The sequence below is a fragment of the Telluria sp. ZT3P26 genome (genome assembly GCF_059686035.1).
Map to the genome: position 1 here is coordinate 1094644 of NZ_JCASII010000001.1, position 18608 is coordinate 1113251.

18 protein-coding genes are annotated in these 18608 nt (G+C 62.3%); 13 read left to right on the forward strand and 5 right to left on the reverse strand.

The genetic code is table 11. The features are described 5' to 3' along the window. Nucleotides 1–138 precede the first annotated feature (138 nt). The 6 genes from AC56LN_RS04785 to glf all read left to right on the forward strand — a co-directional run bounded on the left by AC56LN_RS04785 (nucleotide 139) and on the right by glf (nucleotide 5264). Nucleotides 139–453, forward strand: coding sequence for a KGG domain-containing protein (locus AC56LN_RS04785; protein ID WP_499570196.1), 315 nt, complete (start codon nucleotides 139–141; stop codon nucleotides 451–453). A gap of 153 nt (nucleotides 454–606) precedes the next feature. Continuing rightward, nucleotides 607–1011, forward strand: a complete 405-nt coding sequence (locus AC56LN_RS04790) for a hypothetical protein (RefSeq protein ID WP_499570197.1) — start codon at nucleotides 607–609, stop codon at nucleotides 1009–1011. An 89-nt stretch (nucleotides 1012–1100) separates the two neighbouring features. Continuing rightward, nucleotides 1101–2222 carry a M14 family metallopeptidase gene (locus AC56LN_RS04795; RefSeq protein ID WP_499570198.1) on the forward strand — a complete coding sequence of 374 codons (1122 nt, stop codon included), beginning with the start codon at nucleotides 1101–1103 and terminating at the stop codon, nucleotides 2220–2222. A gap of 4 nt (nucleotides 2223–2226) precedes the next feature. Beyond that, nucleotides 2227–2706, forward strand: coding sequence for a CYTH domain-containing protein (locus AC56LN_RS04800; protein WP_499570199.1), 480 nt, complete (start codon nucleotides 2227–2229; stop codon nucleotides 2704–2706). After that, on the forward strand, nucleotides 2703–3860 hold the full coding sequence (locus AC56LN_RS04805; protein WP_499570200.1) for a serine hydrolase domain-containing protein: 1158 nt from the start codon (nucleotides 2703–2705) through the stop codon (nucleotides 3858–3860). Before AC56LN_RS04800 ends, AC56LN_RS04805 begins: the two co-directional genes overlap by 4 nt. Nucleotides 3861–4109: 249 nt before the next feature. Beyond that, the gene (gene glf / locus AC56LN_RS04810) at nucleotides 4110–5264 is read left to right on the forward strand and encodes a UDP-galactopyranose mutase (protein ID WP_482899612.1); all 1155 of its coding nucleotides are present in this window, start codon (nucleotides 4110–4112) and stop codon (nucleotides 5262–5264) included. A 321-nt stretch (nucleotides 5265–5585) separates the two neighbouring features. Here the strand turns inward: glf and AC56LN_RS04815 are convergent, their stop codons facing one another. Continuing rightward, nucleotides 5586–6839, reverse strand: a complete 1254-nt coding sequence (locus AC56LN_RS04815) for a DUF2863 family protein (RefSeq protein WP_499570201.1) — start codon at nucleotides 6837–6839, stop codon at nucleotides 5586–5588. Between the two features lie 375 nt (nucleotides 6840–7214). Here AC56LN_RS04815 and AC56LN_RS04820 point away from each other — a divergent pair, with 375 nt between their 5' ends. Then, on the forward strand, nucleotides 7215–7898 hold the full coding sequence (locus AC56LN_RS04820; protein WP_499570202.1) for a Fe2+-dependent dioxygenase: 684 nt from the start codon (nucleotides 7215–7217) through the stop codon (nucleotides 7896–7898). A gap of 140 nt (nucleotides 7899–8038) precedes the next feature. Here the strand turns inward: AC56LN_RS04820 and acnA are convergent, their stop codons facing one another. The 4 genes from acnA to AC56LN_RS04840 all read right to left on the reverse strand — a co-directional run bounded on the left by acnA (nucleotide 8039) and on the right by AC56LN_RS04840 (nucleotide 13483). Then, entirely contained in the window at nucleotides 8039–10744 is a 2706-nt protein-coding gene (gene acnA, locus AC56LN_RS04825; RefSeq protein WP_499570203.1) for an aconitate hydratase AcnA, read from the reverse strand. A 107-nt stretch (nucleotides 10745–10851) separates the two neighbouring features. Beyond that, nucleotides 10852–11397, reverse strand: coding sequence for a hypothetical protein (locus AC56LN_RS04830; protein WP_499570204.1), 546 nt, complete (start codon nucleotides 11395–11397; stop codon nucleotides 10852–10854). 8 nt (nucleotides 11398–11405) lie between these two features. Continuing rightward, nucleotides 11406–12395 (reverse strand): HpcH/HpaI aldolase/citrate lyase family protein, encoded by a 990-nt coding sequence (locus AC56LN_RS04835; protein WP_499570205.1) that lies wholly within the window; start codon nucleotides 12393–12395, stop codon nucleotides 11406–11408. A gap of 98 nt (nucleotides 12396–12493) precedes the next feature. Next, nucleotides 12494–13483, reverse strand: coding sequence for a malate dehydrogenase (locus AC56LN_RS04840; RefSeq protein ID WP_183555475.1), 990 nt, complete (start codon nucleotides 13481–13483; stop codon nucleotides 12494–12496). Nucleotides 13484–13797: 314 nt separating this feature from the next. Here AC56LN_RS04840 and AC56LN_RS04845 point away from each other — a divergent pair, with 314 nt between their 5' ends. The 6 genes from AC56LN_RS04845 to AC56LN_RS04870 all read left to right on the forward strand — a co-directional run bounded on the left by AC56LN_RS04845 (nucleotide 13798) and on the right by AC56LN_RS04870 (nucleotide 18565). Beyond that, nucleotides 13798–14562 carry a GntR family transcriptional regulator gene (locus AC56LN_RS04845; RefSeq protein WP_499557462.1) on the forward strand — a complete coding sequence of 255 codons (765 nt, stop codon included), beginning with the start codon at nucleotides 13798–13800 and terminating at the stop codon, nucleotides 14560–14562. Nucleotides 14563–14790: 228 nt separating this feature from the next. Then, nucleotides 14791–15216, forward strand: a complete 426-nt coding sequence (gene sdhC / locus AC56LN_RS04850; protein WP_499570206.1) for a succinate dehydrogenase, cytochrome b556 subunit — start codon at nucleotides 14791–14793, stop codon at nucleotides 15214–15216. Nucleotides 15217–15219: 3 nt separating this feature from the next. Continuing rightward, nucleotides 15220–15588, forward strand: coding sequence for a succinate dehydrogenase, hydrophobic membrane anchor protein (sdhD, locus tag AC56LN_RS04855; protein WP_499570207.1), 369 nt, complete (start codon nucleotides 15220–15222; stop codon nucleotides 15586–15588). A 2-nt stretch (nucleotides 15589–15590) separates the two neighbouring features. Beyond that, a complete protein-coding gene (gene sdhA / locus AC56LN_RS04860; RefSeq protein WP_499570208.1) occupies nucleotides 15591–17369 on the forward strand; it encodes a succinate dehydrogenase flavoprotein subunit in 1779 nt (592 codons plus the stop codon). 57 nt (nucleotides 17370–17426) lie between these two features. Next, nucleotides 17427–18137 carry a succinate dehydrogenase iron-sulfur subunit gene (locus AC56LN_RS04865; protein WP_183555470.1) on the forward strand — a complete coding sequence of 237 codons (711 nt, stop codon included), beginning with the start codon at nucleotides 17427–17429 and terminating at the stop codon, nucleotides 18135–18137. A gap of 161 nt (nucleotides 18138–18298) precedes the next feature. Next, the gene (locus AC56LN_RS04870) at nucleotides 18299–18565 is read left to right on the forward strand and encodes an FAD assembly factor SdhE (protein ID WP_482899604.1); all 267 of its coding nucleotides are present in this window, start codon (nucleotides 18299–18301) and stop codon (nucleotides 18563–18565) included. The last annotated feature ends 43 nt before the right edge of the window (nucleotides 18566–18608 follow it).

Genomic DNA, 18608 nt, shown 5'->3' on the forward strand with positions numbered 1-18608 from the left:
CTACTCCTATAGCAGCAACCGAAACCCGTGCCTACTATGGATTTGGGCTCATCGTCGCCGCCACTCGGGCGTCGGCAGGCCTCAAGCCTGCCGCAGGACGCGGCGGTTTCCAATCGTGTATATGGGAGAAACCTCATCATGGCCTCAACCAACCAGGGCAACAAGCAATCGGGTGCGCCCGGCAACAGTCAAAGCGCTGGCGGTACCCGCAACCGCGGCTTCGCATCGATGGACCCTGCACGCCAGCGCGAAATCGCCAGCCAAGGCGGCAAGGCTGCCCATGCGAAGGGAACGGCGCATGAATTCACGTCCGAAGAAGCCCGTCTCGCAGGTAGCCTGAGCCACGGAAATCGCCAGTCTGCGAGCGCCGCTGACATGGCGCGCAGCACGGTCAAGAGCGGCAACCGTCAGAGCGCCTCAAGTGGCAGCCGCAGCGGTGGCGCCAAGGAATAACCGGCCTGCCGCCGGCGGCGCACCGGCATGGCCATTCACGGGGAGCGTCATGCTCCCCGTTTTGCTGTCCGGTGGTGCAAACTGCCCAAAAGGGCGGGGGGATGCGGTAGAATCGCAGCGCCTTTTTCAACCTTTCCCCCAAGGATCAACGTCGTGAAACCAGCGGTCATTCGTCAAGTCAAGAGCCTGTCCATGTCCTGCGACCGGGTTGGTAACCTGTTGCTGACCAAGTTCTCCACCATCGGTGCGAGCGATGTCGCCGTCCACATCCCGGCCAATGTCGTGTTCTGGCTCCTCAAGCACCTGCCGGTCAATCAGGACCCGCAGCTCAAGGCGCCACCGGCCGGTCCCGTGATCGGCGAGGCCGACTGGGAAAACCCTGCCACGCCACGCGTTCAGTACGTCAATTGCAAAGAGTTGCCAGGCATGATCCGCATGACGTTTGCCCTCGAGACCAAGCCCGACCTGACGGTCGTGCTCGATCGCGGCAATGTCGAGCTGATGCGCCAGATCATGGCGATGTACACCAAGGACCTGATCGACCTCGACGCGCAGTAAACACGGTTCGTCCTCGCCTCTCGCCGGGCTGGTGCCCGGCGCTTCGTCACCCCGCGCCGCCTTCCACGGCGGGCCATGAAAGGATCACCATGTCCATCAAGATCAGCACGATGTTCGACGCCGGATCGATCGATGTCGTCAACGCCGAGCACCCATCCCGCATCGACCTGAACCTGCGCGCCGACTCGCACGCCGACATCCACCAGTGGTTCCATTTTCGCCTGCAGGGCGCGCGCGACCAGGCCGTCACGATGCGTTTTTTGAACGCCGGCCAGGCCACGTATCCGAAGGGCTTCGAGGATTACCAGGCGGTGGCCAGTTATGACCTCGACAACTGGTTCCGCGTCCCGACCACGTTCGATGGCCAGGTGATGACGATCGAGCACACGCCGGAAACGGACAGCGTGTATTACGCCTACTTCGAACCATACAGCTGGGAACGCCACCTGCGCCTGCTGGGTGAAGTGGCCGAGAACCCGATCGCGCGCGTGCTCGACATCGGCAGCACGGTCGAAGGCCGCGACATGAATCTGGTCGTGATCGGCAACCCGCAGGCCGAGAAAAAGATCTGGGTCATCGCGCGCCAGCACCCGGGTGAATCGATGGCCGAGTGGTTCGTCGAAGGCATGATGGACGCGCTGCTGGACAGCGCCAACCCGGTCGCGCGCACGCTGCTGCAGCGCGCCGTGTTCTACATCGTGCCGAACATGAACCCGGACGGCTCGGTGCGCGGCAACCTGCGCACGAATGCCGCCGGCGCCAACCTGAACCGCGAATGGATGAACCCGTCGCCCGAGCGCAGTCCCGAAGTACTGTGCGTGAAGCAGAAGATCGAAGAAGTCGGCATCGACATGTTCTTCGACATCCATGGCGACGAAGCGCTGCCTTACAACTTCGTGGCCGGCTGCGAGATGCTGGCCGACTTCACGGCCGAGCGCGCAATGGAGCAGACCGCCTTCATCGACCGCTACATCGCCTGCAGCCCGGACTTCCAGAAAGAGTTCGGCTACGCCGCCAGCAAGTACAACGACGAACTGCTCACGCTGGCGTCGAAGTATGTCGGGCACCACTACAAATGCCTGTCCCTGACGCTGGAAATGCCGTTCAAGGACAACGCCAACCTGCCCGACGCGCACACCGGCTGGAACGGCGCACGCAGCGCAGGTCTGGGCGCGGCCATGCTGCAGCCGATCCTGCAAGGGCTGGGCTGAACCGATGGGCATCGAGATCGAACGCAAGTTCCTGCTGGCGGGCGATGGCTGGCGCACGCTGGGCACGGCCACGCTGCTGCGCCAGGGCTATCTGTGCGCCGACCCGACGCGCACGGTGCGCGTGCGTATCGAGGGCGGGCAGGGCGTGTTGACCATCAAGAGCAAGAGCGAAGGTGCTTCGCGCGGCGAGTGGGAGTATCCGATCCCGCTGGCGGAGGCCGCCGAACTGCTCGAGCGCCTGTGCGAGCGGCCGCTGGTCGAAAAGACCCGGCGCCGCATCGAGCACGCCGGATTCACCTGGGAAGTCGATGAATTCCTGGGCGAGAACGCGGGCCTGGTCGTGGCCGAGATCGAACTGCCGTCAGAGGACGCCGTGTTCGACAAGCCCGACTGGATCGGCCAGGAAGTCACTGGCGACAAGCGTTATTACAATTCCAGCCTGATCAGGGCGCCATATTCCACCTGGACCGATACTCCCACATGACCCATCACGCGCGCCGTAGCCTCATCCAGGTAGTCCTCGTTAGCGCATTGGGTCTGGCGTTGACCAGCGCCTCGGCCGCACCAGTCGGTGCTGCTTACTTCCCGCCCGCCGGGGAGTGGGCGCGCAAGGACCCGGCCGCGCTCGGGATGGATCCGGTGGCGCTTGCCGCCGCCATCGCGTTTGCACAATCGCGCGAGACCGAGCGGCCGCTCGACCTGTCCGACCAGGAAGCCATTTTCGGTACGCGCCTGGGCTCGATGCCGACCCGGCGTGCCGCGACCAATGGCGTAGTCATCTACAAGGGTTATGTGGTGGCCGAGTTCGGCGACACACGCTTTGTGGATCCGACCTACTCGGTGGCCAAGAGCATGCTGGCCACCGTGGCAGGCGTGGCCGTGCGCGACGGGCGCCTGCAGGTCGATGAGCCGGTGGCGCAGCGCGTCACCGACGGCGGCTACACAACGCCGCACAACGCGGCCGTGACGTGGAAACAGCATCTGCAGCAAGAGTCCGAGTGGGAAGGCGAGCTCTGGGGCAAGCACAGCAACTTCATCGGCAAGGCCGCCTTCGGCAAGGGCGAGAAGAAGTCGCGCACGATCAAGACGCCGGGCACTTTTTACGAATACAACGACACGCGCGTGAACCGCCTGGCGCTGTCGCTGCTGCGCGTGTTCGGCCAGTCGGTGCCGGACGTGTTCCAGCAGCAGGTGATGGATCCGATCGGCGCTTCGTCGAGCTGGAAATGGGTCCCGTACCATAACAGCTACGTCGAACTGAACGGCAAGCAGGTTGCTTCGGTCAGCGGCGGTACGCGCTGGGGTGGCGGCATGTGGATCGACAGCTGGGACATGGCGCGCTTCGGCTACCTGTGGCTGCGCCAGGGCAACTGGGCGGGCAAGCAGATCCTGCCGCCCGCCTATGTGACGGCGGCGCTGACGCCAAGTGCGAACGGCCCGGATTATGGCTACCTGTGGTGGCTCAATACCAAGGGCAAGAACCTGCCAGGCATGCCGGCCACGACGTTTGCCGCGCTGGGCGCGGGCAGCAATGATATCGTCGTCTCGCCCGAGCACGACTTGGTGATCGTCTGGCGCTGGCACGCGGGTAACGCCGCTGAATTCGCCACGCGCGTGGTGGGCGCGATCCGCAAATAGTCCGGTATTTCGCAGACCATCGGACCCTGGTCCGACCTCATTCAGACCGTATCCGGGCTGCATTCAGCCGCGCGGATGCAACCCCCTTTTCATACAAACCGCGTTGTCCAATTGTGCGGGGCAAAAGGGGGTTTGGGTGATATTCTTTTGCCACTAAATACACTCGCGATGCGGCGACACGTGCCACGGCCTTGACAGGGTCGGGCGCAAGCCTCCTTCCTGCATTGCCAATATCACCAGGACACAAGAATGAAAAAAAACATCGCCATTGTTGGTGCAGGATTCTCCGGGGCAGTGATCGCCAACCAACTGGCACAGGCTGGCTACACGGTCGACGTCTTCGAGTCGCGCCCGCACGTGGCCGGCAATTGCTATTCCGAGCGCGATGCCGAGACCGGTGTCATGGTCCACGTGTACGGCCCGCACATCTTCCACACCGACAATGAGCGCGCGTGGGAATTCGTCAACCGCTTCGCCGAGTTCAAGCCGTACGTCAATCGCGTCAAGGCCATTACCGACGGCAAAGTCTTCACCTTGCCGATCAACCTGTTGACCATCAACCAGTTCTTCAACAAGACGATGGGCCCGGCCGAAGCGCAGGAGTTCCTGGCAAACCTGGGCGACAAGACCATCGAAAACCCGACTACCTTCGAAGAGCAGGCACTGCGCTTCGTGGGGCGCGACCTGTACGAAGCATTCTTCAAGACGTACACGATCAAGCAGTGGGGCCTGGAGCCGAGCGAACTGCCGGCCAGCATCCTCAAGCGCCTGCCGGTGCGCTTCAATTACGACGACAACTACTTCAACCACAAATACCAGGGCATGCCGGCCGAGGGCTACACGCAACTGGTGCAGAACATCATCGACACGCCGGGCGTGACGGTGCACCTGAACACCACGTTCGATCCGGCAACCAAGGGCGAATACGAGCACGTGTTCTACAGCGGCCCGATCGACGCCTGGTTCAAGCACACCGAAGGCCGCCTGCCTTACCGCACGCTGGACTTCGAAGTCTTCCGCGCGGACGGCGACTTCCAGGGTAACGCGGTCATCAATTACTGCGACAACGACAAGAAATACACCCGCATCACCGAGCACAAGCACTTCTCGCCGTGGGAAAAGCACGAAAAGACGATCTGCTATGCCGAGTACAGCCGCCAGTGCGAAGAAAAGGATATCCCGTACTACCCGATCCGCCAGAACCGCGAAAAGGCCATGCTCGAGCTGTACGTGAACAAGGCGCAGAACGAGCCGAACGTCACTTTCGTCGGCCGCCTCGGCACCTACCGCTACCTGGACATGGACGTCACGATCGCCGAAGCACTGGCCACATCCGACAAGTTCCTGGAAAGCGCCCGCACCAACGCCCGCATGCCGGCATTCACCATCGACCCGATGGCGTAATGCGCTAACGCAGTCGTAAAAAAAAGGCCGGCCACGATCAACGTGCCGGCCTTTTTTGCATCTGTAAAAAGCCGGGGTCAGGTCTGACATTCGGACACGAGCTCGACAGTAAAGCCGGGGTCAGGTCTGACAATCGGACACGGTCTCGACACTAGGTTGGTCGGAAACCGCGGGCATCGGGCGATGCTCGCAATGGACACGAAAGCATGGGAAGTCGCTAAAGCCGAGGTCGTGTCCGAATGTCAGACCTGACCCCGGCTTTTGAAGTCGCTAAAGCCGAGGTCGTGTCCGAATGTCAGACCTGACCCCGGCTGTGGGATATCAGTGGAAGTGCTCGCTGCCGGTCGGGGTGTCGTCCGGCATTTCGGCGTGTACCAGTTCGCCGGTTGGGTCGGCGAAGAGGGGGGAGCCGCAGTCGTCGCAGTATTCGGCCACGTAGCGTTCGTTGATGCGCTTGATGTGGGCGATGCCGGCTTCGTTCAGGTGCGCGACGATTTCGTTGAGCGGGCTGAGGGCGTCGTGCGTGATGGCCAGCGGGCCTTCTACTGGCGTGCCGGACTCGTCTTCCTGCCCGTACAGCGGCCAGACGATGCCGTACACGACATCGGCGCTCTGGCGCATCGTGAACGACACGCGGTACTCGTCGATCTGGATGTCCGGTGCCTCTTCGCCAAAGCCGGCAACGACCGCGCGCAGGTCGGATGGTTCGACGCCCAGCGTGTTCGTCAGGTAGTGCACGGCGGCGCGGATCGAGATCGGACGGATCAGCTTATCGGCTTCGCGGCAGGCGACGTAATACGCTTCCGGCAGCAGCAGCTCGATGCCGCAACCAGGCATCAGACGGGCGATGTTGGCGGTGGCTTGCGTGCGCCATTGTTCCAGGCTGCGCTCGCGCTCTTGCACGACGTGCAGCTGATGCTGTGGCTCTTGCCAGCGGAACAGCGGGTCGCCCGCCGGCGCGACGATCGTGATCAGCATGTAGCGTGTGTCGGCCAGGAAGGGGGCGGTTTCCTCCAGCTGCGGCGCCGGCTTGATCGTGCTGCCCTTGTGCGCGGCGGCGGCCAGCTTGTGCGTCAGCGCGTAGGTTTCGGCGTGGGTGCGCGGCAACTGGTCGATCGAATACAGGGTGGGGGCGATGGCCATTTTCGTGCCGCCCGCCAGCAGGTGCGCCGAGAAGTGCGCGCCGAGCGTGGACAGCAGGTCGGCCGGGATGGTCCCGGTGGCAATCGAAAACCGGGTCCAGGCCAGGATCGGTGCGGCGATCAGGAGCGCCTGCCAGGTGACGTCGACGCCATCCTTCTGCTCGACCATCACGGCCGATTCGCTGACCGCTTCGACGGTGTCCATCAGGACATCGTACGAGGCCAGATCGCTCTTGAACAACGCGTTCAGCGCGCTGTCGATGCTGTCTTGGTGGTTGGTCTTGAGCAGTTTTTGCAGTTGCGTGTCGAGCTGGCGTTCCCATGCCCGTTCTTCGGCACGGCTGGCAGCTTGCATGAGGGCTTGCGAGAGGCTGACGAGGCGCTGGCTTTCTGCGGAAAGTTTGGGTGTTGAATCTTTGGAAGGACGACGCATGGGGCGAGTGAGTCTCTTGTCAGTTAGTGGATCGAATGTCAGTGGAGCGGGCCGGAGCCGGATAATGATGATAATCCCTGATCCCCGGTATTGTAGTTGATTCGGCCACATGCCATGAACAATGGGGGGCGGGCGCGTCCGGTAGGTACCGATTGCAGGAAGACGCTTGCCAAGTTCGCCCACACCTACCATAATGAGAACAATTCTCATTCAAACATCAATGAGAAGAAGGAAGGAATGTTCGACCCTGCCGGCGACCGGGAAAGCGCTGGCAGATGCTCTTCACGGAGTACCACCCCCGCCGGGAGACCGGATTCGCCCCTCCTGGCTTGCCAGGGGGGATTTTTTTGTTGGCCGTACCCACCCAATTTCATCATGATGCTGCATATCCCCGGCGTGCTGACGCCAGAACAGGTCTCGGCAATCCGCGCCCGGCTCGACCGCGCGCCGGAGTGGATCGACGGACGCGAGAGCGTCGGCGCGCAGGGCGCGCAGGTCAAGCGCAACCGTCAGCTGGGCGAAGGCACGCCGCTGGCGCTCGAGCTCGGTCAGGTCGTCAGCGGTGCCCTGATGGCCAACCCGCTGTTCTTCGCTGCCGTGCTGCCGCTGCGGGTGCTGGCGCCGTACTTCAATGCGTACGCGGGCGGCGAGCATTACGGGCTGCATGTGGATGGTGCGATCCGGGCCCAGCGCGGCGGCTTGCCGGCGGTGCGGGCCGACGTGTCGACGACCGTGTTCCTGAGCGAGCCCGACGAATACGACGGCGGCGAGCTGGAAGTGGTGGACCTGTATGGCACGCACGAGGTCAAGCTGGCGGCAGGCGATGCGATCGTGTATCCGTCCGGCAGCGTGCACCAGGTGCGGCCGGTAACGCGTGGCGAGCGGGTGGCGTCGTTCCTGTGGACGCAGAGCATGGTCAGGGAGGATGGCAAGCGGGCGATGCTGTTCGACCTGGACACGCATATTCAGGCGCTGCGCGGCGAACACGGTGATTCGGCCACCACGGTCGGGCTGACGGCGCATTATCACAACCTGCTCAGGATGTGGGCGGAAGTGTGATCCTTGAACGCGTGGACGGCAGAGCCGTCCACCCTACGTCGATGCAACCGTGGATGACGATGTAAAAAGGGCTGGAACCCGCGAGGATTCCAGCCCTTTTCCGTTGGAAGCAGCCCGCTTGCGCGGGCCTTGCCAACAGCTTACGCCAGCAGCTGACGCAGCACGAACGGCAGAATACCGCCGTGCTTGTAGTAGTCGACTTCGATCGGCGTATCGATACGCAGCAGGACGCGCACTTCCTGCGACTCGCCGTTTTCACGGTGGATCACGAGGGTGGCCAGCTGTTGTGGCTTGATCTCGCCTTCCAGGCCCTTCAGGTCATACGTTTCTTTACCCGTGATGCCCAGGCTGTCGACGCTGTCGTTGCCGATGAATTGCAGTGGCAGCACGCCCATGCCCACCAGGTTCGAGCGGTGGATGCGTTCGAACGAACGCACGATCACGGCCTTCACGCCCAGCAGCTGGGTGCCCTTGGCGGCCCAGTCACGCGACGAGCCGGTGCCGTACTCTTCGCCGCCGAAGATCATGGTCGGGGTGCCGTCAGCCACGTACTTCATGGCGGCGTCATAGATCGACATCTGTTCGCCGGTTGGCTGGAACTGCGTGATGCCGCCTTCGATCGCCGAACCGTCCGGACCGACCGGGATCATGCGGTTCTTGATACGCACGTTGGCGAAGGTGCCGCGCATCATGATTTCGTGGTTACCGCGACGCGAGCCGTACGAGTTGAAGTCGGCTTTCAGGACGTTGTGTTCCTTGAGCCACTTGCCCGCTGGGCCGTCTTCCTTGATCGAACCGGCCGGGGAGATGTGGTCGGTGGTGATCGAGTCGCCGAACACGCCCAGTGCGCGTGCGCCGGTGATGCCGGTGGCGACCGCTTTCGGGGTCATCTCGAAATCAGCGAAGAACGGTGGCTCGGCGATGTAGGTCGACTCAGGCCAGTTGTAGACCTGACCTTCGGTCGTCGTGACGCGTTCCCACAGCTCGCCCGGGTTGCCCTTGACGTCGGCGTAGTTCGACTTGAACACTTCCGAATTCATCGCAAAGCGCATCAGCTCACCGATCTCCTGCGAGGTCGGCCAGATGTCGCCCAGGTACACGTCCACGCCATTGCTGTCCTGTCCGACTGGCTCGGTCATCAGGTCACGCGTCATGTTGCCGGCGATCGCGTAGGCGACGACCAGCGGTGGCGACGCCAGGAAGTTCGAACGGATGTTCGGGTGGATCCGCGCTTCGAAGTTACGGTTGCCCGACAGGATCGCCGAGGCGACGATGTCGTTCTGGGTGATCGCGGCGTTCAGTTCCGGGGTCAGGTCACCGGCATTGCCGATGCAGGTCGTGCAGCCGTAGGCGGTCACGCCGAAGCCCAGCTTTTCCAGGTACGGCAGCAGGCCGGCAGCGGTCAGGTACTCGGTGACGACGCGCGAGCCAGGGGCCAGCGACGACTTGATGTGCGGCGCCACGGTCAGGCCGCGCTCGACGGCTTTCTTGGCCAGCAGGCCGGCGGCCAGCAGCACGCTCGGGTTCGACGTGTTGGTGCACGACGTGATGGCGGCGATCAGGATGTCGCCGTTCTTCACGTTCACGCCGTTGGTCGTCGTGTATTGCTTGTTCAGGTCTTCCGGATTCTTGTTGAAGCCGTTCTGCGTCGTTGGCTTGCTGAACAGTTCCGTGAAGTTGTTCTTCACGTTGCCCAGTTCGATACGGTCTTGCGGACGCTTCGGGCCTGCCAGCGAAGGCGTGACGGTCGACAGGTCGAGTTCGACGACGCGCGTGAAGTCGATTTCGCCTTCCTGCGGGATGCCGAACATGCCCTGGGCGCGGTAGTAGCCTTCGAACGCAGCCAGTTCTTCTTCGGTGCGGCCGGTGCCGCGGAAGTAGTCGACGGTGGCTTCGTCGACAGGGAAGAAGCCCATCGTCGCGCCGTATTCAGGCGCCATGTTGCCGATGGTTGCGCGGTCGGTGGTCGACAGCGAGCGGGTGCCGGCGCCGAAGAACTCGACGAACTTGCCGACGACTTTCTCTTTGCGCAGCAGTTCGGTGACGGTCAGCACCAGGTCGGTCGCGGTGCAGCCTTCGCGCAGCTTGCCTTTCAGGTTGACGCCGATGACGTCCGGGGTCAGGAAGTACACCGGCTGGCCCAGCATGCCGGCTTCGGCTTCGATGCCGCCCACGCCCCAGCCGACGACGCCAACGCCGTTGATCATGGTGGTGTGCGAGTCGGTGCCGACCAGCGTGTCAGGGTAGTACACGTCGCCCTGCTTCATGACGCCGCGCGCCAGGTATTCCAGGTTGACCTGGTGGACGATGCCGAAGCCCGGTGGCACGACGCCGAAGGTGTCGAAGGCTTGCATGCCCCATTTCATGAACTGGTAGCGCTCGTTGTTGCGCGAGAATTCCAGCTTCATGTTCAGGTCGAGTGCGTTTGGCTCGCGGAAGTGGTCGATCGTGACCGAGTGGTCGACGACCAGGTCGACCGGCACCAATGGCTCGATCTTCTTCGGATCGGCGCCCATCTTGGCGGCGACGTTGCGCATGGCGGCCAGGTCGGCCAGCAGTGGCACGCCGGTGAAGTCTTGCAGCACGACGCGGGCCACGACGAACGGGATCTCGTCGGTGCGCTCGGCGGTGGCTTTCCAGCCGGCGACCTGCTTGACGTGTTCTTCGGTGACCTTCTTGCCGTCGCAGTTACGCAGCACGGATTCCAGGACGATACGAATCGACACCGGCAGGCGCGACAGGTTCACACCAAGGGTTTCCGCCAGCGCTGGCAGCGAGTGAAACTGGCCGCTCTGGCCTGCGCCGATCGGGAATTCCTTCAGTGTGTTCAGGGTGTTGCGAGACATAATCTCTCCTTCAGTGGAATATTGTTATCAACAACGTTGTTATTTCAACAGCATCAAATAACATCAGGCGACAGGACGGTCTGGATCCGGGAAACCCAGGCCGCGGCTCAAGTCTTGCTCGCCTCCGGCTCCGCGGTCGCCACGATCGCGGACTGGGTGGCGTTCTTGCATTCATTGGCCAGCTGGCGGTTGAGCTTCGAATCAAGCAGGATGCCCTTGGACGGAATGCCGATCCAGATCAGGCCATAGTGCGGATTTTCGAAGCGCAAAGCGCCGGTGGTGGTGCCGATGCGGGCCAGGCGGTGCAGCCGGTTCTTCCAGCGCAGCGCGATGTGGGCCGCATCGTTGTCGTTCGTGTAGATCGTGATCTTGTTGCCCAGCTCGCAGTCGTAATCGGTGGTCTTGTTGTCGGTGATGTCCGGCTCGTCGACTTCGAGCGGGTTGGCAGCGACGACGGCAGCAGCGGTAACGGCGGCAGCGGCTTTGGCTTTCTTGCCAGGCTTCTTCGCCGGCTTTTTCGCCGCGTCAGCGGCGAGCACGGCGGAGGCTTTGGGGTGTGCTACCGGCGTGGCAGCATTGGCCGGCGCACAGGCGACGGCAGCCGCAAGCGCAAGGGCGCAGGCAGCGATGACTGGGGAGAGGAGGGTGGCCATGGTCGGGATTATCGGGAGTCGGAGAGGTTGACGATGGCTGCAGCTGCCTCGGGCAGTGCGAGGCCGGCCAGCTTGGCCCGCTGCAACACCGACCAATAGTATCGGTAGCTCGCACGGTCATGCAAGCGCCCGTGTTGCGCAATCGGTCCCCAGCCCGCCGCCATGGCTTCGGTCAGGATATTCGTTGCTTCATTGACTTCGGACAAACGCGGCGTGAACGCCTTCAGGATCGGCTTGATCTGATCCGGGTGGATGCTCCACATGCGGGTAAAGCCGAACTCGGCGCCGGCGCGCTGGGCATCGTTCGCCACCGTCGCGCTGTCCTTGATGTCGGTCGTCACATTGTGCGAAGCCACCTTGCCGTGGGCATGGCAGGCCGCCACCATTTCGAGCTTCGCGCGCACCACCAGCGGGTGCGTGAACTGGCCGGGCGTGCGCATGGCGCTGGCGGGAATCGCGCCGTAGTGGGCCGAGACAAAATCCATGATGCCGAACGACAGGCACTCGACCTGTGGCAGCGCCGCGATCGCGTAGGCGTCGCGCAGCGCGCCATGGGTTTCGATCAGCACGTGAACGGGCAGGTCGGCGCGGCCGGCAGCCAGCGCATATTTATTGATCAGCTCGATTGCGCCGCGCACCTCTTCGACACCGTCGACTTTCGGCAGCACGACATACGCCAGGCGCGCCGCGGCGCCGCCGACAATGAGGGCGACGTCGTTGGCAAAGTGGATGCTGGCCGGCTCGTGCAGGCGCGCGCCGACACGGTTGAAGCGGTTTTCTTCGCTATTGAGCAGGCTCGCCACCAGGACGGCATGCTCGTGCTCGACGCCGGCCTGGGCGCCGTCTTCGCAGTCGAAGGTGATGTCAAACAAGGGACCAAGCTCTTGTTGCAGGGTCAGCGATTTGCGCATCAGTTTCTCTGAGCCGGCGTAGTGATCGCAGGCAGGGAGAAGCAGCGGCTGGCGTTTGCCCTGGAATAAAACCTCGGAAGGATGCATAGATTTCTTGACAACGCTTGGTTGCATAAAACACCGCCGTGCCGGTTGACTGGCACGGCGTGGTTGGCGCATGGCAATTGCCATGCGCCTTGTACTGATTAGCCCAGCAGGTGTGCGACGCCGGCTTTTTCTTCTTCCAGCTCTTTCAGGGTCAGGTTGATGCGCTCTTGCGAGAACGAATCGATGTCCAGACCTTGCACGATCGTGTATTCGCCGTTCTCGGTCGTGACCGGGAAGCCGAACATGGTGCCTTCAGGGATGCCGTACGAACCGTCCGACGGGATACCCATCGTGGTCCACTTGCCGTTGGTGCCCAGGACCCAGTCACGCACGTGGTCGATCGCTGCGTTGGCGGCCGAAGCTGCCGACGACAGGCCGCGCGCTTCGATGATCGCAGCGCCGCGCTTGCCGACGGTTGGCAGGAAGGTGTTGGCGTTCCATTCCTGGTCGTTGATCAGGTCCTTGACCTGCTCGCTGCCAGCGGTGGCGAAGCGGTAGTCGGCGTACATCGTTGGCGAGTGGTTGCCCCAGACGACCATTTTTTCGATGTCCTTGACGGCCTTGCCGGTCTTGGCGGCCACTTGCGACAGCGCGCGGTTGTGGTCCAGGCGCAGCATCGCGGTGAAGTTTTTCGCTGGCAGGTTCGGTGCCGATTTCATCGCGATGTAGGCGTTGGTGTTGGCTGGATTGCCGACCACCAGGACCTTGACGTTGCGCGACGCGACGGCGTCGAGTGCCTTGCCCTGCACGGTGAAGATCTGGGCATTGGCTTCGAGCAGGTCCTTGCGTTCCATGCCCGGGCCACGTGGACGGGCGCCGACCAGCAGGGCGACGTCGACATCCTTGAACGCGGTCATTGGATCCGAGTGCGCGGTCATGCCTTCGAGCAGCGGGAACGCGCAGTCATCGATTTCCATCATGACGCCCTTGAGCGCCTTCTGTGCTTTTTCGTTGTCGATTTCGAGCAGCTGAAGGATGACCGGCTGGTCCTTGCCGAGCATGTCGCCGTTGGCGATGCGGAACAGCAGGGAATAGCCGATCTGGCCGGCAGCGCCGGTCACAGCGACGCGCATTGGGGTTTTAGCCATGATGAATCTCCAAAAGTGGGAATGAAAACGGTTTGCACCGAGGTCGACGCCGAGCATACGCTTGTAGGGCTCAGCTGCAATCAGACTTTAATCAGACTGCAATGATAACAAAAAGCGTTGGCCGGGCTATTCAAAAGTCAATCGCGGGTGTCGCGCGCGTACTCTGGTAAGAGTGCCACCGACTCCCGGTCGGGCATGAGTGTATGCCTGCCCCATGAAGGCTGTCAATTCATATCTTATGTCTTATATAAGACAGATATCTGAATGCCTCAAAAGCTGGACGGTATGTCACTTTTGTGGTGAAATCCCGGTCTATGAATTCCACCTCGTCCAATCCGGCTGCCGACCCTGCCGCCAGCGGCTCGCCGTCCTTCCGGCCGCTGTACCAGCAGATCAAGGCCCTGATCACCAAAAGCCTGCAGGCCGGCGAGTGGAAACCGGGCGAAATGATGCCGAGCGAAGTCGAGCTGGCCGGGCGTTTCAAGGTCAGCCAGGGCACGGTGCGCAAGGCCATCGATGAACTCGCGGCCGAGAACCTGGTCGTGCGCCGGCAGGGCAAGGGCACGTTTGTCGCCAGCCACGCCGAAGAGCGCGCGCATTTTCGCTTCCTGCGCCTGCGCCCCGACGAAGGCCTGCCGCACCATCCCGAAAACCGCTTCCTCGAAGTCAGGCGCATCCGGGCGCCGGCCGAGGTGGCGCGCCTGCTCGACCTGAAAGCGGGCGACGCGGTCGTCTACATCAAGCGCGTGCAGTCGTTCGAGGGCAAGCCGACCATCCTGGAAGAGCTGTGGCTGCCGGGCCAGTTGTTCAAGGGCCTGAGCGCCGAGCGCCTGGTGGAATACAAGGGCCCGATGTACGGCCTGTTCGAAACCGAATTCGGCACCCGCATGATCCGCGCGACCGAAAAGATCCGCGCGGTGGCGGCCGATGCCGCCACGGCGGACTACCTGAAGGTGCCGGAAGGCACGCCGCTGCTGTGCGGCGAGCGCGTTTCGTTCACGTATGGCGACAAGGCAGTCGAGCTGCGCCGCGGGATGTACTTGACGGAACAACATCACTATCAGAACGAGCTGTCCTGACGAGTAGCTCAGCAGTACGGAAATACTTTGCTGCGGTCAATATCGACCGCAGCGAAAGTCGGCAAGAGCGACTAAAATAGTTTGGTTTTGGGTGTGCGGCGGACATGACCCGGTCCTACGCTCGCTGTCCCGCCCACCTGGCGTCGCGAGAACGGACCAGGACAGGGAAATCAGCGAAAATCCATAGGGTTCATATAAAAATTGTTGTCATAAGGGAGGTGTACCATCATGTCCGAAGCCGTGAGAGAAGCAAAGCAGAAGGGGCGGCCGGAGTTCCGCAATATCGGCATCACTGATATCACTGGCAAATATCGCATGCCGCCATCGGCCATTGTGTCGATTTTGCATCGTATCAGCGGCGCCGGCATGTTCCTGGCACTGCCGTTCCTGTTGTACCTGTTCCAGCAAAGCCTGCTGTCGGAATCGTCGTTCGGCTACTTCGCCAGCATCGTTTCGCATCCGCTGGCCAAACTGGTCCTGCTGGGCCTGTCGTGGGCTTACCTGCACCACTTTACCGCCGGCATCCGTCACCTGTTCATGGACAATCACATTGCCCTGGACAAGGATGCAGCCCAGTCGACCGCGCGCTGGGTCCTGGTCATCAGCCTGGCGCTGACCGCGTTGGTCGGCCTGAAACTGTTCGGAGTGTTCTAAATCATGGCAACCAAGAATAATATTGGCCCGCGCCGCCTTGTCGTCGGCGCACACTACGGCGTCAAGGACTGGCTGGCGCAGCGCGTCACCGCCATCGTCATGGCGGTCTACACGGTCATCCTGCTGGTCGCTTTCCTGACCGCCCAGGACTTCTCGTACGAAGGCTGGGCAGGCTTGTTCTCCCGCCAATGGTTCAAGCTGTTCTCGTTGGTGACCTTCCTCGCGTTGTACTACCACGCCTGGGTCGGCATCCGCGACATCTGGATGGACTATGTTAAATCGGCAGGCCTGCGTCTGTTCCTGATGCTGGCAACGATCTTCTGGCTGCTCGCTTGCGCCGCCTGGACCGTGCAAATTCTCTGGAGTGTGTAATCGTGGCAGCTATCAAAACTGCAATTCCTACCCGTCGTTTTGACGCGGTCATCGTTGGCGCGGGCGGCTCCGGCATGCGCGCATCCCTGCAACTGGCCGAAGCCGGCCTGAACGTTGCTGTCCTGTCGAAAGTCTTCCCGACCCGCTCGCACACCGTGGCGGCGCAGGGCGGCATCGGCGCCTCGCTCGGTAATATGAGCGAGGATGACTGGTACTGGCACATGTTCGACACCGTCAAGGGTGGCGACTACCTGGGCGACCAGGATGCGATCGAATTCATGTGCCGCGAAGCACCGAAGGTCGTGTACGAGCTGGAGCACTTCGGCATGCCGTTCGACCGTAACCCGGACGGCACGATTTATCAGCGCCCGTTCGGCGGCCACACGGCCAACTTCGGCGAAAAGCCGGTCCAGCGCGCCTGCGCGGCGGCCGACCGTACCGGTCACGCGCTGCTGCACACGCTGTACCAGCGTAACGTCCGTGCCCGCACCCACTTCTTCGTCGAATGGATGGCGCTGGACGTCATCCGCGACGCCGAAGGTGATGTGGTCGGCGTGATGGCCCTGGAAATGGAAACCGGCGACGTGATGATCCTGGAAGCGAAGACCACCATCTTCGCCACCGGCGGCGCAGGCCGTATCTTCGCTGCATCGACCAATGCCTTCATCAACACCGGTGACGGCATGGGCATGGCGGCGCGTGCCGGCCTGCCGCTGCAGGACATGGAGTTCTGGCAGTTCCACCCGACCGGTGTGGCGGGCGCTGGCGTCCTGATCACCGAAGGCGTGCGCGGTGAGGGCGGTATCCTGATCAACAGCAACGGCGAACGCTTCATGGAGCGCTACGCGCCGACGCTGAAGGATCTGGCGCCGCGCGACTTCGTGTCGCGCTCGATGGACCAGGAGATCAAGGAAGGCCGCGGCTGCGGTCCGAACAAGGACCACGTGCTGCTGGACCTGCGTCACATCGGCGCCGACACCATCAAGAAGCGTCTGCCTTCGATCCTGGAAATCGGCCACAAGTTCGCCAACGTCGATGCGACCAAGGAACCGATTCCTGTCGTGCCGACGATTCACTACCAGATGGGCGGCATCCCGACCAATATCCATGGTCAGGTTGTGGCACCGGACGGCGCGGGCGGCCAGAAGATCGTCAATGGTCTGTACGCGATCGGCGAATGCGCCTGCGTCTCGGTCCACGGCGCGAACCGCCTGGGCACGAACTCGCTGCTCGACCTGATCGTGTTCGGCCGCGCGGCCGGCAACCACGTCGTCGCGTCCGATCTGAAGAAGAAAGTTGCCAAGCCGATGCCGGCTGACGCTGCCGACTTCGCGCTGGATCGCCTGAACCGCCTCGAAACGTCGACCGGCACCGAAAAAGTGCAGCACGTCGCCAACGATATCCGCGCCACGATGCAGAAGTACTGCGGCGTGTTCCGCACCGACCAGCTGCTCACGCAGGGCGTCAAAGAGATCATGGTGCTCGACGAGCGTCGCAAGAACGTGTCGTTCAAGGACAAGTCGAAGGTGTTCAACACGGCCCGCGTCGAAGCACTCGAACTGGATAACCTGATCGAGACCGCGAAAGCGACCATCGTGTCGGCTCAGGCCCGCAAGGAATCGCGCGGCGCCCACGCCCACAGCGATTACGAAACCCGTGACGACGCGAACTGGATGAAGCACACGCTGTTCTTCTCCGAGGGCAACCGCCTCGAGTACAAGGGCGTTGTGCAAAAGCCGCTGACGGTCGAGACCTTCAAGCCAAAAGCACGCACTTTCTAAACATTTTGTGGCTGCCTGGCGATTGTCGCCCGGTGGCCGTGATGAGATAGGTAAAACATGGCACGCACTGTCCAACTGAAAATTTACCGCTACGATCCGGACAAGGATTCGAAGCCTTACATGCAAGACGTTTCGGTCGAGCTGCAAGACACCGACAAGATGCTGCTGGACGTCCTGCAGCGCATCAAGGCGGATGTCGATGACTCGCTGGCGCTGCGCCGCTCGTGCCGTGAAGGCGTGTGCGGTTCGGACGCAATGAACATCAACGGCAAGAACGGCCTGGCCTGCACGACCAACCTGAACGAGCTGACCCAGCCGATCGTGCTGCGTCCTCTGCCAGGCCTGCCGGTGGTGCGCGACCTGATCGTCGACATGACCAACTTCTTCAAGCAGTATCACTCGGTCAAGCCATACCTGATCAACGAGTCGATCCGCCCTGAAAAAGAGCGTCTGCAGTCGCCTGAAGAGCGCGAAGAGCTCGACGGTCTGTACGAGTGCATCCTGTGCGCCTGCTGCTCGACCTCGTGCCCGTCGTTCTGGTGGAACCCGGACAAGTTCGTCGGTCCGGCCGGCCTGTTGCAGGCGTACCGCTTCATCGCCGACTCGCGCGACGAAGCGACCAACGATCGCCTGGACAACCTGGAAGATCCGTACCGCCTGTTCCGCTGCCACTCGATCATGAATTGCACGGACGTGTGCCCGAAAGGCCTCAATCCGAACAAGGCGATTGGCAAGATCAAGGAACTGCTGGTGCGTCGCGCGATTTAAGCGATGTATGCGTGTGGCGCCGCAAACGGCGTCGCACGCGTTCCGGTGTCCAGACGTGCGTCGAGCATTGCGCTCGACGAATGTGTGCATTACCGTAAAAGTACCGTACTGCCGAATCACGGCAGCCGGAGTATGATGTCGAACCAACAACGGATTTTAATGTGATTACACATCAAGCCGATCCTGCCAACCGTTCGCGCCTGCGCTGGCGTGCACGTCGTGGCCTGCTCGAGAACGATCTGATCCTGACGCGCTTTCTCGACGCGCATGAACAGGACCTGACCGACGACGAGGTCGATGCGCTGACGCGCCTGCTTGATCTGGCTGACAACCCGTTGCTGGACCTGCTGCTGGGGCGCAAAGAGCCCTCCGGCGAGCTCGACCTGCCGCACGTGCACGCCTTGCTGGCGAAACTGCGGCTAGCGTAAGCGAACTATGGGCATCCGATTCGCCAACGCGGCACGTTGCGGC